Origin of the sequence: Nocardiopsis lucentensis DSM 44048, from assembly GCF_000341125.1 — a bacterium.
Classification (GTDB): Bacteria; Actinomycetota; Actinomycetes; order Streptosporangiales; family Streptosporangiaceae; genus Nocardiopsis; species Nocardiopsis lucentensis.
Map to the genome: position 1 here is coordinate 1 of NZ_ANBC01000325.1, position 26,821 is coordinate 26,821.

General features: G+C 72.1%; 20 protein-coding genes. 9 read left to right on the forward strand and 11 right to left on the reverse strand.

Annotation, left to right across the window (positions count from 1 at the left end; genetic code table 11):
• The 5 genes from D471_RS38360 to D471_RS0111545 all read right to left on the reverse strand — a co-directional run.
• Window positions 1–301, reverse strand: a 301-nt coding sequence (locus D471_RS38360) for an ATP-binding cassette domain-containing protein (RefSeq protein WP_152486280.1), incomplete at its 3' end; no start/stop codon positions are given.
• Window positions 298–1,308 carry an ABC transporter ATP-binding protein gene (locus D471_RS0111530; RefSeq protein WP_017598759.1) on the reverse strand — a complete coding sequence of 337 codons (1,011 nt, stop codon included), beginning with the start codon at window positions 1,306–1,308 and terminating at the stop codon, window positions 298–300. The genes D471_RS38360 and D471_RS0111530, both read right to left, overlap by 4 nt.
• A complete protein-coding gene (locus tag D471_RS0111535) occupies window positions 1,305–2,285 on the reverse strand; it encodes an ABC transporter permease (protein ID WP_017598760.1) in 981 nt (326 codons plus the stop codon). The genes D471_RS0111530 and D471_RS0111535 overlap by 4 nt, the downstream gene beginning before the upstream one ends.
• A complete protein-coding gene (locus tag D471_RS0111540; RefSeq protein ID WP_017598761.1) occupies window positions 2,282–3,352 on the reverse strand; it encodes an ABC transporter permease in 1,071 nt (356 codons plus the stop codon). Before D471_RS0111540 ends, D471_RS0111535 begins: the two co-directional genes overlap by 4 nt.
• Entirely contained in the window at window positions 3,349–5,184 is a 1,836-nt protein-coding gene (locus D471_RS0111545) for an ABC transporter substrate-binding protein (RefSeq protein WP_017598762.1), read from the reverse strand. Before D471_RS0111545 ends, D471_RS0111540 begins: the two co-directional genes overlap by 4 nt.
• Before the next feature lie 235 nt (window positions 5,185–5,419).
• Here D471_RS0111545 and D471_RS0111550 point away from each other — a divergent pair, with 235 nt between their 5' ends.
• The 5 genes from D471_RS0111550 to D471_RS0111570 all read left to right on the forward strand — a co-directional run bounded on the left by D471_RS0111550 (window position 5,420) and on the right by D471_RS0111570 (window position 11,685).
• Complete coding sequence (locus D471_RS0111550) at window positions 5,420–6,133, forward strand: metal-dependent hydrolase (protein WP_040689275.1); 714 nt, start codon at window positions 5,420–5,422, stop codon at window positions 6,131–6,133.
• 80 nt (window positions 6,134–6,213) lie between these two features.
• Window positions 6,214–6,888: an O-methyltransferase gene (locus tag D471_RS0111555; protein ID WP_017598764.1), complete on the forward strand. Its 675-nt coding sequence runs from the start codon at window positions 6,214–6,216 to the stop codon at window positions 6,886–6,888.
• Between the two features lie 65 nt (window positions 6,889–6,953).
• Entirely contained in the window at window positions 6,954–8,099 is a 1,146-nt protein-coding gene (locus tag D471_RS0111560; RefSeq protein WP_017598765.1) for an exonuclease SbcCD subunit D, read from the forward strand.
• Window positions 8,099–11,095, forward strand: coding sequence for an AAA family ATPase (locus D471_RS0111565; RefSeq protein WP_017598766.1), 2,997 nt, complete (start codon window positions 8,099–8,101; stop codon window positions 11,093–11,095). Before D471_RS0111560 ends, D471_RS0111565 begins: the two co-directional genes overlap by 1 nt.
• Window positions 11,096–11,256: 161 nt before the next feature.
• Complete coding sequence (locus D471_RS0111570; protein WP_017598767.1) at window positions 11,257–11,685, forward strand: hypothetical protein; 429 nt, start codon at window positions 11,257–11,259, stop codon at window positions 11,683–11,685.
• A 116-nt stretch (window positions 11,686–11,801) separates the two neighbouring features.
• On the opposite strand, the gene D471_RS0111575 is transcribed toward D471_RS0111570, so the two are convergent.
• The gene (locus tag D471_RS0111575) at window positions 11,802–13,928 is read right to left on the reverse strand and encodes a cytochrome c oxidase assembly protein (protein WP_040689278.1); all 2,127 of its coding nucleotides are present in this window, start codon (window positions 13,926–13,928) and stop codon (window positions 11,802–11,804) included.
• A 336-nt stretch (window positions 13,929–14,264) separates the two neighbouring features.
• On the opposite strand from D471_RS0111575, the gene D471_RS0111580 reads away from it, so the two are divergent.
• The 4 genes from D471_RS0111580 (at window position 14,265) to D471_RS0111595 (ending at window position 18,756) form a co-directional block, all read left to right on the forward strand.
• Window positions 14,265–15,497 carry a dihydroorotase gene (locus D471_RS0111580; protein WP_017598769.1) on the forward strand — a complete coding sequence of 411 codons (1,233 nt, stop codon included), beginning with the start codon at window positions 14,265–14,267 and terminating at the stop codon, window positions 15,495–15,497.
• 156 nt (window positions 15,498–15,653) lie between these two features.
• Window positions 15,654–16,775 carry an alanine dehydrogenase gene (gene ald / locus D471_RS0111585; RefSeq protein WP_017598770.1) on the forward strand — a complete coding sequence of 374 codons (1,122 nt, stop codon included), beginning with the start codon at window positions 15,654–15,656 and terminating at the stop codon, window positions 16,773–16,775.
• Window positions 16,776–17,041: 266 nt separating this feature from the next.
• Window positions 17,042–18,232 carry an enolase C-terminal domain-like protein gene (locus D471_RS0111590; protein ID WP_017598771.1) on the forward strand — a complete coding sequence of 397 codons (1,191 nt, stop codon included), beginning with the start codon at window positions 17,042–17,044 and terminating at the stop codon, window positions 18,230–18,232.
• Between the two features lie 68 nt (window positions 18,233–18,300).
• Complete coding sequence (locus tag D471_RS0111595) at window positions 18,301–18,756, forward strand: MaoC family dehydratase (protein ID WP_017598772.1); 456 nt, start codon at window positions 18,301–18,303, stop codon at window positions 18,754–18,756.
• 181 nt (window positions 18,757–18,937) lie between these two features.
• Here D471_RS0111595 and D471_RS0111600 read toward each other — a convergent pair whose 3' ends face one another.
• The 5 genes from D471_RS0111600 to D471_RS33995 all read right to left on the reverse strand — a co-directional run.
• Complete coding sequence (locus D471_RS0111600; protein ID WP_017598773.1) at window positions 18,938–21,001, reverse strand: glycosyltransferase; 2,064 nt, start codon at window positions 20,999–21,001, stop codon at window positions 18,938–18,940.
• Between the two features lie 236 nt (window positions 21,002–21,237).
• Window positions 21,238–22,887: a glycosyltransferase gene (locus tag D471_RS0111605; RefSeq protein ID WP_026127628.1), complete on the reverse strand. Its 1,650-nt coding sequence runs from the start codon at window positions 22,885–22,887 to the stop codon at window positions 21,238–21,240.
• Complete coding sequence (locus tag D471_RS0111610) at window positions 22,884–24,905, reverse strand: glycosyltransferase (RefSeq protein WP_017598775.1); 2,022 nt, start codon at window positions 24,903–24,905, stop codon at window positions 22,884–22,886. Before D471_RS0111610 ends, D471_RS0111605 begins: the two co-directional genes overlap by 4 nt.
• A gap of 74 nt (window positions 24,906–24,979) precedes the next feature.
• Window positions 24,980–26,011 (reverse strand): O-methyltransferase, encoded by a 1,032-nt coding sequence (locus D471_RS0111615; RefSeq protein ID WP_026127629.1) that lies wholly within the window; start codon window positions 26,009–26,011, stop codon window positions 24,980–24,982.
• A gap of 274 nt (window positions 26,012–26,285) precedes the next feature.
• The coding region (locus tag D471_RS33995) for an SGNH hydrolase domain-containing protein (protein WP_275041342.1) at window positions 26,286–26,821 on the reverse strand (536 nt) is incomplete at its 5' end.

The following is a 26,821-nucleotide window of genomic DNA, read 5'->3' on the forward strand; positions in this document are numbered from 1 at the left end:
GGGTCGGCCGCTCCAGGCCGAGCAGTACCCGGCCCAGGGTGGTCTTGCCACACCCGGACTCCCCCACCAGAGCCACGATCTCCCCCGCCGCCACGTCGAGGTCGACCCCGTCGACCGCACGGGCGGTCCGGCCGCCGCCCGGCGCGACGCCCGCCCTGAAGGCGACCTCCACACCCCGTGCGCTCAGGATGGGACGAGCACCGGACCCGCGGGAAGAGACTTCCCCCACCGACGGCGGCGCGTGGGCGTCAGTCCGCACGGCTGCGGGCAGCACCCCTCCGGAGTCATCGGCGTGGGTCATGGATGCTCCTTCCGCTCGGCGGCACGTGCCGGACCGACGTGGACGCACGCGGCATGGCGGGTCGAGTGCCCGTCGTGGTCGGGGGCCACCGGGTACAGGGGCGGGTCGACGGTCGCGCAGACCGCCTGGGCGCGGGCGCAACGCGGGCGGAACACGCACCCCGGCGGCGGAGCGGCGGGATCGGGCGGCTCGCCCGCCAGCCCACGGGGCGCCAGGCGCGAAGCGGGATCCCCTATTCGGGGGAACGCGGAGCTCAGGGCACTCGCGTAGGGATGCGCCGGGTCCCGCACGACCTCGGCGGCGGGCCCCTGCTCCACGACACGGCCGGCGTACATGACGGCCAACCGGTCACAGTGCGCGGCGAGCACCGACAGGTCGTGGCTGATCATGATCATGCCGATTCCCTGGTCCGAGGTGAGCCCCCAGAGCAGTTCCAGGACCTGCGCCTGGATCATCACGTCCAGGGCGGTGGTGGCCTCGTCGGCGATGATCAGGCGCGGCTCGCACGCCAGTGCCATGGCGATCATGACCCGCTGCCGCTGGCCGCCGGAGAGCCGGTGGGGGTGGTCGCCCGCGCGGGAGGCGGGAATCCCCACCCGTTCCAGGAGCTCGGCGACGCGTCCCCGGACCCGGCCGGAGGCGACGGTGCGGTGGAGCAGCATGGGCTCGGCGATCTGGTCGCCGATCCGCCGGACCGGGTTCAGGGCGTGCAGCGCCCCCTGGAAGACGATGGCGGCGTCCATCCAGCGGACCGCGCGCAGGCGCCCCCACCGCATGGTGAGGACGTCCTCGCCCTCCAGCAGGATCTGGCCCGTCGTGTTCGCCGTTCCCGGGAGCAGTCGCAGCAGGGCCAGGGCGACGGTGGACTTGCCACTGCCGGACTCGCCCGCCAGTCCGAGGACGCTCCCGGACTCGACGGTCAGGTCCACTCCGCGCACGGCCGGGACGTCGCCGCCCGCGGCTCGGTAGGTGACGTGCAGGTCGCGGACATCGAGCAGGGTGGTCAACGCGCCTCCCCGAGTCGCGGGTTGAGGACGGACTCGACCGCGCGCCCGCACAGGGTGAAGGACAGCGCGACGACGGCGATCGCCAGTCCCGGCGGGATCATGTACCACCAGATCCCCGCGCTGATCGCCCCCGCGTTGCGCGCCGCCTCCAGGATCCCGCCCCACGACACGGTGGCGGGGTCGCCCATACCGAGGAAGGACAGGGTGGACTCGGCGATGATCGAGGTGGCCACGAGCAGGGTGGTCTGGGCCAGCACCACGGGCATCACGTTCGGCAGGACGTGCCACGCCATGACGTGCGCGTGGCCACCCCCGAGGGCGCGGGCCCGTTCGACGTAGGGCCTGGCCTCCACCGCGAGGGTCTGGGCCCGGACCAGGCGGGCGGTGGGCGGCCACACGGTGAGGCCGATGGCCAGGATGATGGTGCCGACACCGCGCGGCAGGACGGCGGCCAGTGCCACGGCCAGGACGAGGGTGGGCAGGACGAGGAACCAGTCGGTGATCCGCATCAGGACGGTGGACACGACCCTTCCCGCCAGTCCTCCGGAGGAGGCGAAGTGTCCGGCGGCGACGCCGATCACCGTGCCCAGGGCGACGGAGACGAACGTGGCCAGGAAGCCCACCGTGAGTGAGACCCGTGCCCCCCACACCACCAGGTCCAGGACCGAGCGCCCGAAGTTGTCGGTGCCCAGCGGGTAGCGTCGGCTCGGCGGCTCGTAGGGGTCGCCCGGCGCCCGGGTGATGCTCAGCCCGGCCTCATCGACGAACAGCGGCGCGGTCAGGGCCAGCGCGCTGATGGCGAGCAGGGCCGCCAGCCCGACCAGGCCCGCGCGGTGTCGGGCGAAGGAGCGGGCGAAGGCGGCCAGGGCCACTCGGCGGCGGCGCCAGGCGAGGGCGGCGGGCCCGGCCGGGACGGGTGTGGTCGCGCGTTCGGGCCCGGGGGCGGCCCGGGCGTCGCGCCCGTTCGGGGCGCTCACGGCCGCACCCGGGGGTCGAGCAGGGGGTACACCAGGTCAGCGAGCAGGTTCATGAGGATCACCGAGGCCGCGAAGACGACGAAGAGTCCCTGGACGAGCCCCAGGTCGGGCACGCGCAGGCCGGAGTAGAAGAGCTGGCCGAGCCCCGGCCAGGAGAACACCGTCTCGACCAGGATGACGCCGGAGACGACCTGGCCGAGATTGAGGAAGATGAGGGTCACGGTGGGCAGGAGCGCGTTGGGCACGGCGTGCCTGCGGCGGACGAGGCCGTCGCGCAGGCCCTTGGCTCGAGCGGTGGTGAGGTAGTCGGCGCCCTTCTCGTCCATCAGGGAGGAGCGCATGATCATGAGGTACTGGGCGTAGATCACCGCGACCATGGTGGCGACCGGCAGCACCAGGTGCCAGGCGGTGTTCAGGACGGTGTCCAGGGCTCCGGAGACCCCCGGGTCGACCATGCCGCCGGTGGGGAACAGGCCGGGGACGAACCCGCGCCCCGAGGCGAGCACGACGATGAGCAGCAGACCAAGCCAGAACGTGGGCACCGACCAGAGGAACAGGGCCACGGCGGTGTGCGTCCGGTCGGCGCGCCCGCCCGGACGCCATCCGGCCCGCGTGCCGAGGAACAGTCCGAGGAGGGCGGCCACGACCGTTCCCGTCCCGGCGAGCAGGACTGTGGGGCCGAGCCGTTCGAGGATGAGGTCGGCCACCGGTTCGCGGTACTGGAAGGAGGTTCCCAGGTCGAATCGGGCGAGCCCGGCGCAGTAGTCGAGGAACTGCTGCCACAGCGGCTGGTCCAGCCCGAACTGGCGGCGCAGCTCCTCGCGCTGCTGCGCGGTGACCTCGCGTCCCTCCGTCATGGCCCGGACCGGGTCACCGGGCAGGATCCGGAAGAGGAAGAACCCGGCGACGACCACCGCGGCCAGGGAGACCACGGCGGTCAGCAGCTTCCCGGACACGTAGACGAGCACCCGCCACAGGCGTCCGGAGCCGGATCGGCCGCGTGCCGGAAAGGCGCCCGTCGGCCCCTGCGCCGCCGGTTCACCCGTCGTGGTGGGGGTCGAGGTCACTCCCGGTCCTCCAGGGTGGCTCGGCGGCGGACGAGGGCGAAGGCGCCGGCGGCCACCAGCACGACCACGACCACCCCGACGCCGACCAGGACCCCGGTGGACAGTCCGTCCCCGCCGGAGTCGGCCGCGGCCACGGGACGGGCCGACCACCAGGCCCAGTAACCGTCCTGGCCCCAGATGTTGCCGCCCGGGTCCGGTTGGATCTGGATGTCGGACACCTGGTCGCTGCGGTAGGCCTCCATGATGTTGGGGTAGGCGAGGACGTTGACGACCGCCTCGCGGTAGAGCACCTCCTGGAGTTCGTGGATGATCCCGGCGCGGGTGGGCCGGTCGTACTCGGCGAGCTGCGCGGCGTAGAGCTCGTCGTACTCCTCGTCGCAGAAGTAGGCGTCGCCCTGCATCGTGCCGGGTTCCTCGGGAAGCGCCCCGCAGGTGTGGATGCCCAGCACGTAGTCCGGGTCGGGGTTGACCGTCCACCCCGTGAAGATGAGGTCGTACTCGGCGGCGTACAGGGCGTCACTGAGCACACCGGGGTCGACCGTCAGGTTCTCCACCTCGACGCCGATGTCCGCGAGACGCTCGACGAGGATCAGTCCGGCGTTGACGTTGGCGGGACGGTCCCGGTGGACGTGCATGCGCAGTTCGAGCCGGTCCCCGTCGGGGGAGACGCGCACGCCGTCCTCGCCCCGTTCGTATCCGGCCTCGTCGAGCATGGCGTTGGCGGCGTCGGGGTCGAAGGCGAGGAAGTCCTCCTCGCCCTCCGGTGACCAGTGGAAGTCGCCGTAGCGTGCGGGGACGTACCCCCCGGCGGCGACGGCCTGCCCGCCGTGCGCGAGTTCGACGATCTCGTCGTTGTCGATGGCCATGACGATGGCCTGGCGCAGCGTGCGGTCGGCCAGGGCGGGGTGTCCGTCGCCGAACCCCTCGCCGTCCTGGGTGCGGGCCCCGGGGTTGATGGTGAAGGCCTGGAAGCGCTTGCCGTCGGCATGGTTGACGGTGATGCCGTCGACGCCCTCCAGCGAGGACGCCTGCGCCTCGGTGAGCTCGTAGACGAACGTGACCTCGCCTCCGCGCAGGGCCTCGACCGCCGCGTCCTTCTCGGAGTAGTAGCGCAGGACGACCTGGTCGAAGCCGGGCGCGCCGCGCCAGTGGTCGGGGTTGGCCTCCAGGGTGATGGACTCACCCGGTTCGTGGCCGACCAGTGTGAAGGGGCCGCTGCCGACGACGGGGAACTCCTCGTTGGGGTAGTCGGCGAAGGCGTCGCCCTCCTCCTCCAGGATCGGCTCCCACACGTGTCGGGGGACGATCGGAACGGCGAGGGACTCCATGGTGGCCTGGGGTTCGGCGAGTTGGACGACGACCGTGTGGTCGCCCTCGGCGGTGACGGACTCGAATCCGGCGACGTAGCTGCCCGAGGCGATGGCCGCGGCGCCGTCCTCCATGATCGTGGTGAGCGTCCACACCACGTCGTCGGCGGTGAGCGGTTCCCCGTCGGTGAAGACGACGTCGTCACGGAGCTCGAAGGTCCAGGTGAGGCCGTCGTCGCCGGCCTCCCACTCCTGGGCCAGCGCCGGGGCGGGCTCGTTGGTCTCGGGGTCGACGGTGACCAGGGTGTCGTAGACGTGGCCGAGGACGTTGGTGGTGACCGCCAACTGCGCGACGAAGGGGTTGAAGGTGTCGACCTGCTGGGTCACGGCGATCGTGAACGTGTCGAGGTCGTCGGTCCCGGCCGTGGCCGGCGCCGCCGTGGAACCCCCGACGAGGAGCAGCGCGGCGCTCATGGCGGCCACGCGTCGGAGGTGGGTGCCTGGAGGACGGGGGTGGGTGTGCATGACGGCCCCTGTCGGGATCGTGGGCTCGGTGATGTACCACCTGGGAGATGTTGGTTGTTTACCAATGCGGAGCGACGAGCGTCAATCACTTCCGGGGCGAGGTGTGGATAACGGAACGCGATCGGTACGGAAGGGGCGTCATCCCTGGGTTCAGCGGGATTCGTGTGTCGAATGCGGCTGCCCGGAATCTCCCGCCGATTCGCGGTGAATGCGCTACTCCGCTACGGTTCCCGCCATGATGGGGCACTCACACGCCATGAGCGGCGTGGTCGGTTGGATGGCGGTCGTTCCGCTCGTCCAGGGCAGGGAATTCCTCGGACTCAGTTTCGACATGGGCCCGGGCGAGATCATCGCCGGCTCTCTCGTGTGCGCCGGGGCGGCCCTGCTGCCCGACCTGGACCACAAGAGTGCCACGGTGACCAAGACCTACGGAAAGGTCACCGAGTCCATGAGCGGGATCCTCGCGTGGGCGTTCGGGGGCCACCGGATGGGGACGCACTCGTTCCTCTTCGCGGCCCTCATGGGCGTCCTGGTGCAGATACTGGCCCTGTGGTCGGAGCTGGCCGTGCAGGTGTTCGTGTTCCTGCTGGTCGGCATCGCCCTCCAGGGACTGGGTTTCGGTCTGGACAAGAACCGGGCCGCGTCCGGGGTCATCAACGCCCTGGGCACGGCGGCCATCACCCTCGCGCTGTTCGCGTCGGGCGTGAACTACACGTGGCTGGGGTTGGCGGTGGCCTTCGGATGCGTGTTGCACTTCTTCGGCGACATGATCACCAGGATGGGCGTGCCGCTCTTCTGGCCGTTCACCAAGAAGCGCATCGGCCAGAACCAGGGGTTCGTCACCAACGGCCCCGTGGAGCAGAAGGTCGTCATGCCGCTGCTGACCGTCGGCGTGATCATCTACTCCATCTACCTCTTCGACTGGCCCGAACTGCTCCCCGCCTACTGACCCGGTCCCGCGCCCCGCACGTGCCCACGGTCGGGTCCGGCGCCCCCGTGCGCGCGGAGGGAAGGGGCTAGGGTGGCCCCGTGACTCGAACCACGGAGACCATCACCCCGGAACTGCACTCCTACCTCGTCGCCCACAGCGCTCCGGTCGACGACGTGCTCGCCGACCTGGTCGAGGAGACCGAACGCCGCTTCCCCGACTTCAGGGGCATGCAGATCGGCCCCGAGCAGGGCGCGTTCATGACCCTCCTCGCCCAGGCGTCCGGCGCCCGCGACATCGTGGAGGTCGGGACCTTCACCGGCTACTCCTCCCTGTGCCTGGCCCGTGCCCTCCCGGCCGACGGAACCCTCCTGGCCTGCGACATCAGTGAGGAATGGACGTCCGTCGCCCGCCGCTACTGGGAACGGGCCGGGGTCGCCGACCGGATCACCCTCACGCTCGGCCCGGCGCTGGAGACCCTGCGCGCCCTTCCCGAGGAGCCGAGGTTCGACCTGGCCTTCCTCGACGCGGACAAGACCGGCTACATCGGCTACTGGGAGGAACTCGTCCCGCGTATGCGCCCCGGCGGCCTCCTCCTCGCCGACAACACGCTCTCCCACGGCCGCGTCGTCGACCCCTCCAACACCGACGAGGCCGTCCAGGGGATCCGCGACTTCAACGACCGCCTCGTGGCCGACGACCGCGTCACACAGGTCCTGCTGCCCATCGGTGACGGACTCACCCTCGCCAGGAAGCACGGGACGGCGCTGACCTGACGGGTCGTCCACAGGTCGACCGGACTCCCGGCGGCGCACCGCGACCTTCGGTATCGTCCAGTGCCATGCGCCTGCTGCACACATCGGACTGGCACCTGGGCCGTTCCTTCCACCGGGAGAACCTCATCGACGCCCAGGCGGTCTTCCTCGACCACCTCGTCGACACCATAGGGACCCACCGCGTCGACGTCGTCGTGGTCGCCGGTGACCTCTACGACCGCGCGCTACCCCCGGTGGACGCCGTGCGTCTGTTCGACCGGGCGCTGAGCCGGATCCGCGCCACCGGGGCCCGCGCGGTCCTCATCAGCGGCAACCACGACTCCATGGCCCGGATGTCCTTCGCCACGGACCTCATCGACGCCTCCGGCGTCCACCTGCGCAGCTCCCTGGACGGCGTCGGTACCCCCGTCCTGATCGACGACGACCACGGCCCCGTCGCCTTCTACGGCATCCCCTACCTGGAACCGGAGATCGCCCGACACCACTGGGACCTGCCCGAACGCGGCCACCCCGCGGCGATCGGGCACGCCATGGACCTGGTCCGCGCCGACCTCGCGGAGCGGCCGGGCACCCGGTCCGTCGTCCTCTCGCACGCCTTCGTCACCGGAGGAGAACCCTCCGACAGCGAGCGCGACATCGCCGTGGGCGGCGCCGCCCACGTCCCCGCGTCGGTCTACGACGGCGTCGACTACGTCGCCCTCGGCCACCTGCACGGCCGCCAGACCATCACCCCGTCCGTGCGCTACTCCGGCAGCCCCCTCGCCTACTCCTTCTCCGAGGAACGGCACGTCAAGGGCTGCTGGCTGGTGGACCTGGACGCCGACGGCCTGGCCGGAGCCGAGTTCGTCGCCTCCCCCGTCCCCCGCCCCCTCGCCCGGATCCGGGGACGTATCGAGGACCTGCTGACCAAGCCCGAATGGAGCTCCTACACCGGGCACTGGCTCCAGGTCACCCTCACCGACGCGCGTCGTCCCGCCCACCCCATGGACCGGCTGCGCGAGCGCTTCCCGCACACCCTGCTGCTGGAGTTCGCCCCCGAGGGCGCCGCGCCCGAGAACCGCCCGGTCGCGGCCTCCATCGCCGACCGCGGCGAGCGCGAGGTCGTCGCCGACTTCGTCGAGTGGGCCCGCGGCACACCCGTCACCGCCGAGGAGACCGCGCTCGTGCACGCGGCGATCGAGCAGGTCCGGATCCAGGAGGGCACGCGCTGATGCGACTGCACACACTCACCGTCCGGGCGTTCGGCCCCTTCGCCGACACCGAGCTCGTCGACTTCGACCACCTCAGCGCGGGCGGCCTCTTCCTCATCCACGGCCCCACCGGAGCGGGCAAGACCTCCGTGCTGGACGCGGTCTGCTTCGCCCTGTACGGCAGGGTTCCGGGGGCCCGACGCGACGACCGGTCGCCCAAGAGCGACCACGCGCCGCTCGACCGCGTCCCCGAGGTCACCTTGGAGTGCACCATCCGCGGCAGACGCGTTCGGATCGAACGCCGTCCCCGCTGGGAACGCCCCAAGAAGCGCGGCTCGGGTACCCGGACCGAGAACGCCAAGGTCGTGGTGACCGAGCGCGTCAACGGCCGCTGGGAGGGCGTGACCACCCGCCCGGACGAGGCCGGGCAGTTCGTCGGCGACCTCCTGGGCCTGACCCTCGACCAGTTCTGTCAGGTCGCCATGCTGCCCCAGGGTGACTTCGCGCGCTTCCTGCGCGCCCGGGCGGAGGAACGGCGCGAGTCCCTGGAGCGCATCTTCAACACCCGTGTCTTCCGGGACGTGGAGGAGTGGTTCAAGGGGCACGCCAACCGCCTGCGGTTGGAGGTGGAGTCGGCCAACGAGCACGTGCGCTCGGTGGCCGGACGGATCAGTGAGGCGGGCCGCTCAGACCCGCCCGACCTACCGGAGGAGCTGTCGGCGTGGGCCGCCGAGCTCGCGGCCGTCACGGCCGCGACCTCCCGGGACGCCGCCCTCGTGGCCGCGGAGGCCACGGAGTCGCGCGACGCCGCCCAGACCGCGCTGACCGCGGGCCGCCAGACCAGGGCGCGGCAGGACCGGCTCACCCTCGCCAGGCGGCGCCGGGAGGAGCTCTCCCGGGGCGCCGAGGAGCGGTCGGGGATCGATGTCCGGTTGGCCGCCGCGGAGCGCGCCGGGACGGTGCTGCCCTTCCTGCGTGCCCGCGACCACCGCCGCACCGAGCTCGACAAGGCCGAACTCACCGTCGCCGAGCGCTCATCCCTGGTCAGGGCCCTGCCCGGTGTCGGGGACATGGCTGCCCCCGGGGACACGGCCGAGCGCGCGCCGGCGGTCCTGTCGGGCGCCGAACGCGAACGCCGCGACGAACTCGCCCGCCTGGAGCTGCTGCGGGGCGACGCCGAACGTCGCGACTCCCTGGGGGCCCAGGTCGCCGGGTTCACCCGGCGCCTGGGCGGGGTCCGAGCCGAGATCGAGCGTGTCCGGGAGCGGATCACGTCGCTGCCGCCCCAGATCGAGAAGGCGACCGGCGAGCTGCGCCAGGTTCGTGACCAGGCAGGTCTGGTCGAGGCGGCCCAAGCTGCGCTGGAGGCGGCGCAGCGGCGCCTGGAGGCCGCCGGTCAGTACGAGTTCCTTGGCCGGGAGCTCATCGAGGCCGAGGATGGCCACCGTGCCGCCGTCGACGCCGCACAGGACGCGCAGGACCACGCCCTTCGTCTGCGTGAACGGCGGATCACCCACATGGCCGCCGAACTGGCGGGCAAGCTCACCGAGGGGGATCCGTGCGCGGTCTGCGGGTCGCTCGACCACCCGGCGCCCGCGCGGCCCGCCGAGGAGGGCCTGGTCTCGGCCGAACAGGAGGAGGCCGCCCAGACGGCCGCGGGGGCCGCCGACGCCCGCCGGTCGCAGGCCCACGCCCACGCCGCGGCGCTACGGGAGCGCCGGGCCGCCGCCTTGGACCGCGCCGAAGGGCGCACACCCGCCTCCGCCCGGGAGGAGGTGGCCGCCCACACCCGCGCCTTGGAGGAGGCGCGTACCGCGGCCGTGGAGACGCGGCGGTTGGAGGAGACGCTGGAGCAGCTCACCGCCGACCTCGACCGGGCCCGCGCCGAGGAGGGCGAGCTGACCCGGTCGGAGGCCCGGCTCGAGACCGACCGTGCCAACGCCGCGGCCGAGCACACCCGGCTGACGGAGCTGCTGGACGGGGCGCGGGGCGACGACCCCGGGATCGGCCAGCGGATCTCCCGGCTGGCGGAGGAAGCGGATCTGCTCCGCGCCGCCGCTGACGCGGTCCATGACCGCGACCGGGCCGCCGAGGAGCTGCGCATGGCCGTGGCCGAGGCCGAGCGGCAGCGCGCCGAGGCCGGTTTCGCCGCTGAGGCCGACGTCTGGGAGGCCGCGCTCGACGATCGGCGACGCCGGGAGCTGCGCGATCGCGCTCGTGCCTTCGACGACGACCGGGCGGCGGTGGAGGCCGCGCTGGCCGATCCCGACCTGGTCGCCGCCGGTACCGCGCCCGTACCCGACCTGGAGTCGCTGGCCGACGCCGCCGACCACGCCGCGGCCGCCGCGGACCACGCGGTGGCCTGGCGGAGCACGCTGGAGGAGAGGGCCCGACGGCTCGTCGTCCTACGCGGGGAGCTCGACCGGGCGCTGGAGGGGTGTGAGCCGGTGCTGCGCCGCTACGCCGTCGCCGAGGGCATGCGCGCCCTGGCCGCCGGGACCTCGGCCGACAACGCCGACAACGTGCGCCTGTCCGCCTACGTCCTGGCCTCGCGGCTGGAACAGGTGGTGGCTGCCGCCAACGACCGGCTACGGACGATGTCGGACGGCCGGTACGAACTCCGGTACACCGTGGACAAGGCGGCGGGCGACGGCCGGGCGCGTTCGGCCGGCGGCCTGGGGATGCGGGTGGTGGACGCCTGGACGGGGGTGGAGCGCGACCCCGCAACGCTGTCCGGGGGTGAGACCTTCTTCAGCTCGCTGGCGCTCGCGCTGGGGCTCGGGGACGTGGCGAGCGCGGAGGCGGGCGGCACCGACATCGACACGCTGTTCGTGGACGAGGGCTTTGGGACGTTGGACGAGGACACCCTGGAGGAGGTCCTGGACGTGCTCGACCGGCTGCGCGACGGTGGCCGGGCGGTGGGTGTGGTCAGTCACGTCGCCGACCTGAGGCAACGGGTCGGCACCCGGCTGCGGGTGATCAAGGGCGCGTCCGGCTCTCGCGTGGAGCACACCTAGGGTTCGTTTCCTGGAACGGGCGTCCCCGGGGGTTGCCGTGCGGGCACCGCCGGGGCCCTTCAAGGCGGAGGTGCGGGCGAGGGCGAAGCGGAGGCCTCGAAGAACACCGCTGAGGCCCGCCTCCCCACCCCGGGTCGGCCCACCGGTGTTCCGGTGCGAGAATGACCAGCGTGAATTCGCTGGTCAACATCGCCGTATTCGGAATCGGGGGCGCCGTCATCACGGCAGCCCTCATCGGTCTTCTCCTCGTGGTCGCAGGGAGCGGAAACGCGACCTCGCCCAAGGTACGCACCGGTTTCGGTGTCGTCTCGGTCGTTCTTCTGGTGCTGCTGCCGACCTTCGCCGCCGCCAGCGCGCTCTCCGGCGGCGCCGGGTTCTGGGCGGCGTTCGCCACGGCCGCCTGCGTGGCCGCGGTGGTGTGCGCCGTGAACATCGCCCTGCTACCCCTGGCCGCACGGCGTCAGGCGGCGGCGAGCGGCGCCGGTTCCCTCGCCGCTCTGCGGCCGTCACTGCCGGTCGTCGCGGTGGCGCTGGTGATCTGCGTCGCGCTGGGCCTGCTGGGAGCGGGGGTGGCGGCGCTGACCGTCTGACCGTTCCCGCATCGGTGCTGGGGGCGTGCCCGTACGGGCGCGCCCCCATTCGTGTTCCCACCGGACGGCGAAGGGGTCGGCGTCCCCGGTTCCCGGAACCTCCGAGGAATGTGTGCTCAGGCGTTCCGGTCGCTCGACTCGCTGCCCGCGTGGTCGGCGGGCGCGCCCTCCGTCTGGGCCGCCGCACCTCGCGAACGTCGGTCGAGCTCGGCGAGGTAGGCGTTGTAGGCGTCCATGTCGGCGTCGTCGGAGTCTCCGCGCGCACTGTGCCGCTGCCGCCGCCGCTCCTGCTTCTCGTCGTCCTGGAACCACTGCCTGACCATGGCGATCGTCACCAGCAATGTCGGGATCTCGCCGAGCGCCCAGGCCACGCCGCCGCCCATGTACTGGTCATCGGCCCGGCTCTCCAACCACGGGACGTCGATCTCGCCGTAGAACTCCGGCGCGACGGGCTGGGCCTGCTCCATGATCGCGATGCCGAAGAAGGCGTGGAAACCCATCACCAGCAGCAACAGCAGGAACCGTAGGAGGTAGGGCACCTTCCGGGGCGCCGGGTCCACACCCGCGATGATCCAGTAGAAGAGGAAACCGCTGAGCAGGAAGTGGACGCTCATGAACAGGTGGCCGAGGTGATCGAGCATCAGCGCGCCGAACAGCGGGGTGAAGTAGAGCGCGTACGGGCTGAGCACGAACATCGGAGCGGCGAACGCCGGATGCGTCACCACCTTGGAGAACCGACTGTTGAGGAACAGCGTCAGCCACTCACGCGGCCCCCGGTCGCCCCTCCGCCGGGCCGGTTTGAGCGCACGCAGCGCCAGGGTGACCGGCGCGCCCAGGACCAGGAGGATCGGGGCGAGCATGGCCAGCATCATGTGCTGGATCATGTGCGAGGAGAACAGCACCATCGCGTAGGTGGCGAAACCGCTCAGCTGCGTGGCGACGATGGTGAGCAGCCCCAGCGCGAAGAAGACCGCGCGACCGATCGGCCACCTGTCGCCGCGGCGCAGCAGTCGGACCACGGCGGCCGCGTACAGACCGCCCGCGATGACGACCAGCATGATGAAGAACAGGTCGGGGCGCCACAGCGTGAGCACGTTCCACACGTCCATGGGCGGCGGCACGGGGAAGCCGAGGATCGCCGCGGCCGGGTCGACCTCGCTCTCCAGGGGCGGCGGGGGCGCGGTCCGCCCCAGACCGACGGAGATACCGATGACGGCCGCCATGATGAGCACCTCGACGCCCGCCACCAGCAGGAACATCCGCCGTTGGAAGGAGGCCCCCGCGAGCCCGTCGGGCGCCTCGTCGATCTTTCGGAGCGCGTACCGGCGGTGCAGGTAGCCGAACAGGCCCAGGACGCCGAACAGGGCGAACTTGACGACCATGATGAGGCCGTACTCGGTCAGGAAGAGGTCGCCGAACGAGCCGAGCCGGGCCAGCGCGCTGCCGAGACCGCTGATCGCCACACCGATGAACAACCACAGCGCCAGGCGGCTGAACCGGGACACGGCCACCACCGGGTCCTGACCGTCCTTGCGCATCGCGTGGTAGGTGACGGCGGCCAGACCGCCCACCCACGCGGAGATCGCGATGATGTGCATGGCCAGCGCCGTGACGGCCAGTTCGTGCGCACCGGAGGAGGCGGAGTGCCCGGTCAGGCCCGGGGGGGTGGCCGCCACCAGGGAGGCCACGAACAGCCAGATACCGCCCGTGGCCGAGGTGACCGTGCGGCCGAACAACGCGATGCCCGTGGTGATGAGGATGACGAACATCAGGGCGACGCCGCCGGAGACCGACCCCGCGTAGGCGGTGACCTCGTCGACGCTGACCTGGCCGAAGGAGCGCGCCAGGAACTCCGAGGCCTGGAAGTACATGGTGAACACGGCGGCGACGGCCCACGCCAGTGCGGCCCAGGTGGCGCCCTGCACGTAGAACCGGGCCTGCTCGGACAGCCGCCCCTGGTCGGAGGGCAGCAGGACCGTCGCGAGGAGCAGCAGGCCGATGGTCAGGACACCGGAGGCGTCCAGGAACAGCTTGGCCACCGGCAGTCCCCAGCGCACGCCCTGGCCCGCGTCCGGCAACCCCGGGATGAGCTCGGGGTAGGCGGCCCCGCCCAGGACGAGCGTGAGGCACAACGCGATAGCGCACAGGGCCACCGCGGGAACGGCGAGGAGCGCCATGAACGAAGTCCCGGGGGCGTCCGAGGCCTCCTTGGGCGATGTCGTCTGCTGTGCGGGAGGAGCCACGCGCCACTCCGTCGTCGAGGTCTGGTGGATGGACTGGTCAGCGCCCTGGGCCGTGGCGGCCGCCGCACGGCTGTCCGAGGTCGGCCTTGCGGGGCCCGCACGGGGAACACCGCGCTCCAGGTTAAACCGTTGACTACCCGACGTCGCCCCGGGGTGGCGTGAGGTCCTTCTCCGTTCATGCGGATCTACGGGGACGGGTCCTCGGCCAGCCGGGAATCCGCGTTCTCCCCTCCCGGCGAGCCCTGCCACGATACGCTCGGTGTTCTCAGCGCAACAGCGCGTCGTGCACGCGACCCACAGCACACCCCCTCGCCGCGAGCGCCCGAAGGAACCAGCATGACCGAGTTCGACAGTGTGGTCCGTTCCAGGTACGTGGTCACACCCGAGGGGGTCGGCCCGTGCAGCGTCGGTGTCCGAGACGGCCGGATCGAGGCCGTGGACGACTACGCCGCGCCGATGCCCGCCCGCGAGGTCACCGACCTGGGAGCGGTGGCCCTGTTGCCGGGGGCGGTCGACCTGGGCACCGGGGTCCACGAGCCGAACCGCGACCTGGCCCGGTGCTACCGGTCGGTGGGTGCGGCCGCCCTGCGCGGCGGGGTGACCAGTGTGGTCGCCGCGCCCGCTCCGGCGCGCCCGCCGGTGACCTGCGCGGACTCCCTCCAGGTGCATCAGCGCGCGGCCGCGGGGGCCGGCGTCCGCGTCTACTTCCTGGGCGGGGTGACCCTGGGCAGTGGTCCGCTCGACCTCGCCGACCTGCACGCCGCCGGGGTGGTGGCCTTCCACTGTTCGCTGTCGGACGGCGGCGCACCAGACCTGGCCGCCCTGAACGACGCCCAACTGCGCAAGGCGATGGCGGAGCTCGCGACCCTGGACGCGGTGCTGTTCGTGCACACCGAGGACGCCGAGGAGCTGGGGACGCCCCCGGTGTCGGCGGAGCAGCGCCCGCCCCGAGCGGAACGGCGGGGGATGGAGCGGGTCATCGCGGCGGCGCGGGTGGCCGGGGCGCGCACGCACGTGGCCCCCTTCACGGCGGCCGAGTGCGCCGCTCTCCTGGCGGCGGCGGACTCGATCGGTGTCGGCCTGACCGCGCAGACCTGTCCGCACTACCTGTGCCTGTCGGCGGAGACCCCGGGGGCGGAGTCGATCGCGCACGTATGCCGCCCGCCGCTGCGGTCGGACGCCAACCGCAAGGCGCTGTGGAGCGCGCTGTTGGCCGGAGGCGGTTCGCAGATCACCACCGTGGGTTCGGGTCACCTTCCGGCTCATGGCCTGTACACGTTGGAGTGGAGTCTGTCGGCGCTGTGGACGGCCGCGGTCAGGCGGGGACAGGGGTTGGCCAAGCTGGCCCACTGGACGGCACGTGCCCCGGCCGACCTGCTGGGTCTGGCGGGGAAGGGGCGGATCGCGGTCGGTTTCGACGCCGACCTGGTCGGTTTCGACAGCACCCGGCGCGTGCCCGTTCCCGTGACCGACCCCGGACCGTACGCGGGCCGGGAGCTGACGGGGTCGGTAGGGCCGGTGTGGGTCGGGGGGCACAGGGTCACCGCTGGGGCCGCTTCGACCGCCTGAACGTGCCTTCCCACGCGCACCCCCGTGTCCCACCCCACACTCTCGCCTTACACGATGTCAACAAGGTCGCCGACAGACATGCATGTTGCCGATAGCGGAGAGGCACCTCCCCAGGTCACAGTGGGGATATCAACGGAGATACCAGTTGGAGGAACCGTGCGCATCGGCGTGCCCCGTGAGATCAAGAACCACGAGTACCGAGTGGCCATCACCCCCGCAGGAGTCCACGAGCTGGTCCGCCGCGGTCACGAGGTGGCCGTGGAGCGCGACGCCGGTGTGGGCTCCTCCATCACCAACGAGGAGTACCAGGCCTCGGGTGCCACCATCCTGGACACCGCCGACGAGGTGTGGGGCTACGGCGACCTGATCCTCAAGGTCAAGGAGCCGATCCCGGCCGAGTACCACCGCATGCGCGAGGGCCAGACCCTCTTCACGTACCTGCACCTGGCCGCGTCCCGCGAGTGCACCGACGCCCTCCTGGACCGCAAGGTCACCGGCATCGCCTACGAGACCGTGCAGCTGTCCGACGGGTCGCTGCCGCTGCTCGCCCCGATGTCCGAGGTCGCGGGCCGCCTGGCTCCGCAGGTCGGCTCCGTGACGCTCCAGCGCCCCAACGGCGGCCGCGGTGTGCTCATGGGCGGTGTCCCGGGCGTGCGCCCGGCGCGCGTCACCGTCATCGGCGCGGGGGTGTCCGGTCTGAACGCGACCCAGATCGCCGTGGGCATGGGCGCGGACGTGACCGTCCTGGACCTGAACGTCAACAAGCTGCGGCACGTCGACGAGCTGTACCGGGGCCAGGTCAAGACCGTCGTGTCCAACGCCTTCGAGCTGGAGCAGTCGGTCCTGGAGTCGGACATGGTCATCGGCGCCGTGCTGGTGCCGGGCGCCAAGGCCCCCAAGCTCATCTCCAACGAGCTGGTCTCGCGTATGCGTCCGGGCGCGGTGCTGGTCGACATCGCGATCGACCAGGGCGGCTGCTTCGAGGACTCACGTCCCACCACGCACGCCGACCCGACCTTCACCGTGCACGACACCGTGTTCTACTGCGTGGCCAACATGCCGGGCGCGGTGCCGAACACCTCCACGCACGCGCTCACCAAGGACACCCTGCGCTACACGGTGGCGCTGGCGGACAAGGGTTGGCGCCAGGCGCTGCGTGACGACGCCGCGCTCGCCGGTGGCCTGAACACCTTCGACGGCGAGGTCGTGTACGCGCCGGTGGCCGAGGCGCACGGACTCAAGCACCGTGAGCTGGACGAGGTCCTCGCCCAGGGCTGATCCCGGTGCCGCCACGGGGTTGATCCGGGTCCGGGGGCCGATCGCGACCGACGACGTCGGAGCGGTCGGCCCCTTCGCGTGCTCCACGGGTCCCTTCTCCCCTCCCTCGTCTCCAGCCTCGGATCCGACCAGGTCTCCCAGGTGGTGTTCGCCGCACCGCTCGGGGTGGTCGGGGCGGTCGGCCGCGGGTACCGTCGAATCGACAGCCCGTTTCCGGCCATGGCAGAGCAGGACCGGCGGGAGGCCAGACACCGAGGTGGGAAAGCGTGGCACACACCGGATCGGCGACCGTGACCAGGATCGTCGAAATCGAACTGGTCCGGCTGCGCGCGCCGTCCGGAGGGCGTGGCGCCAGTGGGCCGGTGCTGGTGCGCGTGGCCGACGGCGACGGCGTCAGCGGTTGGGGTGAGGTCCCGTCCGCGACCCCCGCTCAGTGGGAGGGCCTGGCCTCGGCCTTCGCGCCGGCTCTGCTCGCCCACGACTGGCGGCGCCCGACCGAGGTCGCCGACGCCTGGGCCGACCTGCCGTGGGACCCGGCGGTGGTCGGCGCGCTGGACACCGCGTGCTGGGACCTGTGGAGCCACCAGCGGGGGACCCCGCTGGCGTACGCCCTGGGCGGTGAGCGCACGGCGTTGACCGCGGGCGTGACGCTGCCGCGGCAGGCGACCGTGGAGTCGCTGGTCACCGAGGTGAACCGGCAGGTGGGAGCGGGGTTCCGCCGGATCAGACTGTCCGTCGGCCCCGGGTGGGACGCCGACGTGGTGCACGCGGTGCGGGCCGCCTTCCCGTTCCTGGTCCTCCAGGTGGACGCGGGCGGACGCTACACCGAGGACCCGGCCGACATCGACGCCCTGCGTGTACTGGACGAACTGGACCTGCTGGCGATCGAGGACCCCTTCGCCCCCGACGACCTGCGCGCCCATGCCCGCTTCGCGGCGACGGCGCGGACCCCGGTGGCGCTGCACCGCTCACTGGACTCGGTGGCGGACCTGGGTGAGGCGATCCGGATGGAGGCCGGTGGCGCGGTGAACGTGGACCCGTCGCGGTTGGGGGGCCTGACCTCGGCCCGCCGTGCGGTGGACCGGGCCGTGGACGCCGGCTGGCGGGTCTGGTGCGGATCGTCGGCGGTGACGGGGGTGGGCCGGTCGGCCACCGTCGCGTTGGCGTCACTGGCCGGGGCCACGCTGCCGGTGGAGGCCCCTCCGGCCGGAACCCGTGGACGTGACCTGGTGGTTCCCCCGGTGCGGGCACACGATGGCGTACTGCCGGTACCGCTGACGGAGAGCGGCCTGGGACACGGTGTGGACCGGTCACTGGTGGCCGCACGCACGGCCCGAGCGGTCCTGGTGGATGTCGATGGAGTGCGCGACCTCCCGGTCGACGGCCGGATGGGGTCGCGTACGCCACGCCCCGCCCGACCCGAGGACTCCGATCGGTCGGACGCCGCCACCCCATAACCGAACGGTGTTAGGTATGGTGGGTTCACCGTCCGGCCCCCGACTCCGGACCCGACCCAGGAGGCGTCGTGCGCGTATTCGCCGACATCAACGAGGTGGCCGCCGCCAAGGGTGAGCACCTGGGCCACACCGAGTGGATCACGATCGACCAGGACCGCATCGACCTGTTCGCCGATGCGACCGGCGATCACCAGTGGATCCACGTCGACCGGGAGCGCGCCGCGGCGGGCCCGTTCGGTGCGACCATCGCCCACGGGTACCTGTCCCTGTCGATGCTCGCCTACTTCGCTCCGCGCGTCATCTCGGTGACGGAGAAGCCCAGCATGTCCATCAACTACGGGCTGAACCGGGTGCGTTTCCTCCAGCCCGTCACCGTGGGCTCACGGATCCGGGACGGCGTCGTCCTGTCCGACGTCCAGGAGAACGCCAAGGGTGTGCTCGTCACCATGACCCACACGGTGGAGATCGAGGGCGGGGAACGGCCGGCGCTCGTGGCCGACTCGCTGGGCCTCTGGGTGCCCTGAGCCCTCCGCCGCCAGCACGCCGCCCCGACGACGGACACGCCCCGTTCGCCGGGGCGGCGCCGCACCCGGGGTCAGCGCAGCATCCGCCGTCCGGACCCGGGGTGAACCAGCGCGACTCGCGCTCGGCCCGTCTGGCCCCGGCCCGGAACCGGGTGTCCCGAACGTGTTCCGTCCGACGTGGTCACCGCCGTCCTCCCACCTGCTCCATAACCCCGTCACGCAGCCCCAACGGCTCGGGTTCCCCCTCCAGCAGCGCGCTCGGCCGCCAGCCGGACCACTGGTCGGTCTGCTTGTCCAGGAAGTACGTCAGGTCCTGGGACCAGGTGTGACCGTCAGCGGTCCTTCGAATGACGAACCCCAGCCCGTGCGTGCGGTAGACGCGGGCGCCGGCGTGCTCGAAGGCCACGAGCATCTGTGTGTCGACCGCGCGCGGCAGGGGCCGGAAGCCGCCCGCGTCGTCCAGCACCGCCCGGTCGGCCAGGAGGGCGCTCCCCGCGACCGAGCGGGTGACGGTCTCGGTCGTCCGCGCCCGGCGCAGCGTCGTGTCGACCTCCTGGAGGTAGACGAACTCCGGCCCGACCGCGACGACGTCCGCCCTGGCGTACTCCCGTGCGAGGAGGAGGTCGGCCAGATGCTCGGGGCCGTACCAGTCATCGTCGTCCCACTTGGCGACCAGGTCACCGGACGCGCGGCGTACCGCGTCGTCGAAGACCGCGCCGAAGACCCGGTCGTCCTCCGCCTCGTACACGGTCAGCGGCAGGCCCACCGCACGGAAGTCGGCGACGGCGGGGGCCACCTCGGGCAGGTCTGCGGGAAACCCGTGCAGCGCGAGCACGACCTCGGCGTCCACCCCGCGTTGCCGGGCGATCTGGGCGAGCGCGAACCCGACCATCTCCGGCCGCCGTGTGCACAGCACCACCGACACCCGGGGGTCGGGGCGGACGGGGATCCCCTCGGCCGCGGCGAGCCCGCGCCACCGGGCACGGACACCGTGGGTGCGCAGGGCGACGCGGCGCAGCCGGACGCTGTGCTCCTCCCGGCGCAACCGGTCGGACAGATCCGCCTCCCCGGCGTCGGTGAGAAGGCCGACCAGGGGCTCCCCCAGTCCGACGGCCCACGCTGGAACGGGGCCGCTGAGCAGCGGAACGCCACCCGCCGCCAAGGAGGCCACCGCCCGGACGGCCGCGTCTCGCTCGACGAACTCGGCCCAGTCCACGCGCACGCCGCGCAGGTACCGCAACCGGGACAGGTCGACGTCGGTGACCGTCCCGTCCGGGGGGACGGCCACGGGGCCGGCCCGTCCCTCCGTGACGACGGTGCGGCCGTCGACCCGGGTCAGTTCGCCCAGGGGGCCGCTCGCGTCCGGGGTGAAGCCGACGGGGTTGACGGTCAGCTCGTCGACGGGGGGCACCAGCGCCACCGGGTCGGGGCCGCGCACGGTGAGCGGGCGCGCGCCGTTCCGGCCCCGCGCCGCGACCCCGGTCCCGGACACCGGGCGGTCCACGGCGGGGACGATCGGGTCCGACCACTCCTCAGAACTTTCCCGCGTACCCAGCCGCAAGGCGAGGTCGGCGCGCGGCGTCACCGGCGTCAGAGGAACGGGGCCGGTCGCCGCGACGCCCGTCACCCAGGTGTCACCGGGGCGCCACGACGCGGCGCCCGGTCCGTGCAGAGCGACGACGGGACGCGGTGGAACGGCCCACCGCCGACCGCCGGTCCCATCGAAGGCACTGGCCAGCACCGTGGCGACGTCGAGCCCGTCGGGGGCGAAGAGGGAACAGGCCCAGCCCGTACACCCGACCCGGACGACCTGGAGCTCATGGAGTCCGTGCCAGTCGGCGAGCCCCGGCGCGTGCGGCACCGGGGGCCGGTGGGGGGCGGGGGTGTCGGTCACGGCCACGACGACGTGCGCGGCGCGGGGAAGATGGACCGCGGCGGTCACGGCTCGGCGCAGGTCGGTGTAGCTCGCGGCGACCACGGCCACCAGTCCCACATCCTCGGTGTCCGCCGGGGAGTGGCCACCGCCGCGTGCCCGGGCGGCGTCAGCGCGATCGCGCCCGGCCGTGGTGTGCGGACCGAGCGACTCACCCATCGGATGCTCGTCCAGGTCGACGACGCGGTCGGTGGGGCGAAGTCGGAATCGACGCAGTTCGTCCAGAGTCCGGTTGTCTCGGCCGATACGACACAGAACCGCGGGTTCGTCGCCGCGGACGCGTAGAGCCTGTCGGATCAGGGAGCGGATCATCGGGCGACCTCGGGTGTTCGGCGGATAGCACGGCGGAGGCCCGCCGGACGCGTGTCAACCACGAAGCCCAAGGTAACAAGATCGTCACTCTATGTCATTGTTGCTCGTGTGTGTCGCCCCCTGAGCGGATCTCACCCGAAAAGGTCGCCCCGTACGGGACCGGCCGCCTCCGCGGAGAGCGGAGGCGGCCGGGTGGACCGCGAGACGGTCAAGGGACGACGGCGACGGGTGAGGTGTCAGCGGGCGAGCTTGCGCAGGACCCGCCCCGTCAGCCCCGGGGTGAACCAGCGCAACTTGCGCTCGGCCCGCTTGGCCCGTGCGCGCAACCGGTCGGCCTCGGCCAAGGCGCGGTCCAGGTCCTTGCGGAGCTTGGCGGGCGAGACCGGCTGCGCGTCCCCCTCGGCGACGACGAACTCCTCGCCAGGCATCCAGTGTGTACCGTGAACCTCCTCCACGACCCGGTCCAGGTCCTTCCCGGTCGCCTCGGGGGACAGATGGCGGGCCCGCGCGAAGGCGGCGACGCGCTCCAACCTCAAGACGCCGTCCTCCGCCCGCGTCGCACCGGGCATGGGCGCGCACAGCAGGCCCACACGCCGCTTGTTCGCGGTCTCGACCAGTTCCGCCAGGGCCGTCGGCGTGGGCCTGGGCCCCACGGGGACCCGCGAACGGTAGGTGACACGGGGATCGGTGTCGGGATCGTCCTCGACGAAGTGGACGCGGGGATCACCCCGGAAGGTCTCCCGGATCAGGCGCAGGTCCAGACACTCCTCGTCCAACGGCGAGCGGCGGTCGTCGGTCAACCCGCCCCAGGGGCCGCGCAACCACACCCGGATATCGGAGGTGGTGCCGTCCAACAGGGCGGAGACCGTGGTGTCGACGTCCTCCAGGGTCTGCCCCTCCACGTCCACGAGCACGTCGACGAAGGGCACCTCCCACAGGCGGTCCGGACGTTTGCGACGCAGGCGGAAGTCCGGCACCCGGTTGGCCACGTAGGGAGACCGGTACCGCATTCCCGCGTCGCGTCGGGTCTGCATCTGGGAACGGCCCAGATGCCAGCTACTCGTGTCCAGGTCCGGAATGAACACCGCCCCTTGCTGGGCGACGCGGTAGGCGACCTCGGTGTCACCGCCCAGCACCATGTCCGCGTCCATCCCCCCGGCGGCGTCCCACAGACTCCGGTGCAGTGAACCCGTCGCACCGGTGAAGACCCGGTAGGACTGGGCGGCGGTGCGCAACACGTCGCTGCCGTCGATGATGCGCTCCACCCAGTGCGGATCCGCGCTCTCGCGGTCGAACAGGGTGTCGGCTCGCCCCTCGCTCACCTCGCGGAGCACGTGTTCGGGGGTCATCGCGTCCGGGTCGAAGTCGACGAAGAGCTTGTGCCCCATCGCCACCCCGTAATCCAACAGATGATGCCAACGCAACTGCGACTCCACATGCTCGCGGTAGACCAGCATGTCCGCGTCCAACCGCAGGATCACCTGACCGCAGGAAGCCGCCACACCAGTGTTGACCGCATGCGCCGAACCCCACCCACCCGGCGCCGACCTGATCAGACGCGTGTTCTGCGGACACACCTCAGGCAGGACAAGCGGCTCCGGCGTGCCATCGTCAACCACCACCACCTCCATCAGATGCGCCGGATAACTCTGCCCCGCCAAAGACGCCAACACCAACGCCAACTTGTCCGCGTGCCCGAAGGCGGGAATCACCACACTGACCGACAGCGTCGGCGTCCACTCACCCAACACCGCAGGCCGCAACGGAGAATAATCATTACGCCTCAGGCGTGGTCGGGCGATGCCCCCCAAGTCTCCTTGGGGAAGGCCGCCACCCGGCTGAGGTGCGGCAGAGTCCGGCCCCCGGCCGGTGTCCAGCGTGGTCAACGGAGTCCCCCCGTGTGCTCGGTGGTGGGCCGGCCGAGCGGAGACGGTTCACCCTCCAGGAGGGCGCTCGGACGCCAGCCGAACCACTGTTGGGTGTAGTTGTGCAGGAAGAAGGCCATGTCCTCGGACCAGGTGTGCCCGCCACCGGTGCGGCGGAGGACGTACCCGAGTCCGTGGGCACGGTAGAGGCGTCCACCGCCGCGGATGACGGCGATGAGGAGCTGGGTGTCGATGGCGCGCGGCAGCGGTCGGAAGCCCCCGGTCTCCTCCAGGACCGCCCGGTCGGTGAGGATCGTGCCCCCGGCGATGAACCGGGTGTTCGCCTCGGACCTGCGGCTGCGCCAGACGGTCACGGCGACCTCCTGGAGGTAGACGAAGTCCTGTCCGACTCCGACCAGCTCCGCGCCCGAGTAGGTGCGGGCCAGAACGAGGTCGGCGAGGTGGTCGGGGCCGTACCAGTCGTCGTCGTCCCACTTGGAGATCAGGTCGCCGGAAGTCCGGGCGACCGCGTCGTTGAGCACGGTTCCGAAGATCTGGTCGGCGTCGGCCTCGTGCACGACGAGCGGGACGCCGGTGGCGCGGAACCCGGCCACGGCGGAGGCGACCTCGGGAAGCGACTCGGAGAAACCGTGCAGTGTCAGCACGACCTCCAGATCCACACCACGCTGGCGGGCGATCTGGGCGAGCGCGAACCCGACCATCTCCGGCCGCCGTGTGCACAGCACCACCGACACGGTCGGCTCCGGGGGCAACGGGATACCCGCCCGCCCGGCCAGCGCACGCCACCGGGCACGATGGCCGTGAGTGCGCAGGGCGGCACGACGCAGCCGGATGCTGTGCTCCTCGCGCAGCAGCCGGTCGGACAGGTCCGCCTCCCCGACACTGGTGAGGAGATCGGCCACGGACCGACCCAGCCCACCGGCCCAGGAGGGCGGCGGCCCACTGACCAGCGGAACACCACCGGCGGCGAGGGAGGCCACCGCCCGAACCGCCGCTGTCGGTCCGCTGTGCCCGGACCAGTCCACGCGCACGCCGCGCAACCGACGCAGCCGCGACAGGTCGACGTCGGTGACCGTCCCGTCCGGGGGGATCACGGCCAGGTCCTTTCCACCCCCGCGCACGACGGCGTGCCCACCGGCGGAGACCAGTTCACCCAGCGGGCCGGTCGCGTCCTGGGTGAACCCGACCGGGTTCACGGTGGATTCGTCGACGGGCGCGACGGCGTGGACGCGGTCCGCCTCGGAGGCGGTGGTGGCCGCGTTGACCGCGCGTGCCCGCGCGTGGCCACCGGGAGAGGTGATCGCCGCCCAGGAGTCGGCGCCGGTGTCCGCGCGGTCCACCACGGGAACCCGGTCGTCCTCCCACTCCGGGCCGTGCCCGGTGGCCACACGCAGCGCGAGGTCACCGACGGGGGTGACCCTGCGCAGCGGCACCGGCCCGGCCGCCGTCACACCGGCGACCCCCGTGTCACCGGGGCGCCACAGGGCCGCCTCGGCTCCGTTGAGGACGGCCAGGGGTGCGACGGCGGGGCCGCGCCGGCGGCCGCGGGTGCCCTGCATGACCGCGTCCAGCACCTGGGCGGTGTCGACCGCGTTCGGAAAGAACAGCTCACACAGCCATCCGCCGCGGTCGAGCCGCCGGACGCGCACCTCCTGGAGATCCCGCCACTGCCCCATACCGGGGGAGGCCGGGATCGGCGGATCCTGGTGACCGGGTGTGGCCGCCAGTGCGACCACCACGTGCACGGTGCGCGGCAGGTGCGTGCTCACCGTGAGCGCTCGATTCAGGTCGGTGGGGGTGGCCGCGACGACCGCGACCAGCCCCACCTCCTGTTCCGGGTCCCCCGCGCGGATCTGCTCGCCCATCGGGTGCGTGTCCAGATCCACGAGGAGATCCGTGTCCCGCATCGGCAGACGGACGAGGGAGGCGCGCGTGGTCTCGTGGGCACCCGTGTGGCACAGCACGGCGGGTTCGCGGCCGCGCGTCCGCAGGGCGTTCCGGAGAGCGGTGGTGATCATCGGCTGACCTCGGGATCGGTGGGCGGTGGTGCGGAAGGGGCGGGGGGTGCGACGGTGCGCGGACGGAGTCGGGCTCACCCGCCCTTGCGGCTGAACACGTGCGCGCCCTTCTCCGTGTGCTCCTCGGTGCGCTGGAGTCGTGGGTGTTCGGCGAGCCAGCGGTCGCCGATGGCCCGTTCGTCGGGGCGGTCGGCGTCGTCCAACACGATGACCGCGTCCTCGGTGCAGCGCGGCAGCACGGTGGGCACGGCCGGGTAGCGGGCATGGCGGCCGGTCGCCTGGGGCGGCCCGTCGACGAACACCAGGCCGATGCCCTCCAGGTCGGCCAGGACCGAGGCGTCGTACCAGCGGTCGGCGGTCCGGACGGTTTCGCCCCCGACCACGACCTCCTCCGTCTCAACCTCCGTGAGCGGCGCGTGGCGGATCTCGATCAGATCGTCGAGCCCGTGCGCGGCGACCAGTTCCCGACTGAGCTCGGCGTACCGGGCGTCGTGTTCGATGGCGACGAGTCGGCCGCCTCCCGCCCGGCGCAACGCGTAGCCGAGCCAGACGCTGGAGGCACCGCTACCGAACTCCACCACCAGGTCGGGGCGGAGGCGGTTGATCTGGCGGACCAGCACGCGCAGGACGTCCGGAGAGGCCGCCCACCCACGCAGGGGCGGCATGAACGCCGCGGTGTCGAGGTTCTCCCGCAGTTCGGTCCAGGCGACCTGCTGCTCGTAGTCGTCGCGCCCCTGGACGGTGACCGCGTGGCGGATCTCCCGGGAGACCTTGGGCAGCGAGTGGTCGTGGATCCGGTCGATCCGTTCCCGGACCGCGTCCAACGCGCGGGTGGTCGCCAACCGGTCCCGGCCCAGGACCTCGGTGACCGTGCGGGTGTGGGCCGCCACCTCCGCGGGCAGCGCGCGCACGGATCGGCGCAGGAGGAGCAACCCGGCGCCCAGGGCGCACACCAACGCTCCGAGCAGGACCATTCCGACGGCCAGGACCACGTCGGCCACGGTGACCAGGCCGAACACACCCAGCACGACCGGGGCGGCCAGGGCCGCGACGCCGGGCACCGCGACGGCGAGGATCAGGAGCGGGCGGCGGCGAAGCAGGCGCATGGTGTCGACCTCCACGGGTTTCTGACACGGTCTGGGGGATGGTGGGGGGTTCGGCGAAGGCTCTGTGCCGCGCGAAACGACCGGTGCCGAACGTTCTCTCAGCCTAGAAGCGAAAAGAACGGATGACGGTTGCGACACTAACGGCTCGATGGAATGTGAGCCCCCTTCTGAGGTGTATTAAAACCCGAAGTAGATGCAATTCTCCGATTGTTCACCCGACCATCACCGAATCCCCTCTCGCCGGAGACCAGAAATTCTCCGAAGGCTCCCGCCGTCACCATCCGGTGGTCTCCAACAGCCCCTCCTCCATCATCGGGACGAGGGTGCGCGCGTAGGTGGCCGTCATGTGGGAGTGGTCCCAGAAGACCAGCACGTTGCCGACGATGGCGTCGCAGGCGCCCTCCGGGCACACGTACGCGGTGAGGTCGAACAGGCGGACGTTGTCGGGCAGGTCCGCGTCGAGGGCGGGGTCGGTGACCGCCTGGCTGTAGGTGGCCGGTGACGTGCACTCCTGGATGAGGCGGCTCTCGACACACTCGGCGCCCCGGTAGTCACGGCGCGGAAGGTCACGCAGGCCCACCACGTCGATCCCCAGTTCCTCGAGTCGCGTCCAGCGTTCGACGAAGCCGTCGGGCACGTTCTCCCCCGCGGGGGTGGCCCGGGTGGAGGAGGTGAACACGGCGTCGGGCCGCAGCCGCTCCACTTCCTCCATCGCCAACTCATCCCACTCCTGGCACTCGGTGAACACGTCCCCGTCGCGCATGGGCACGTCGGTGCTGAACTGGCAGCCGCTCTTGGTGAAGGACACCA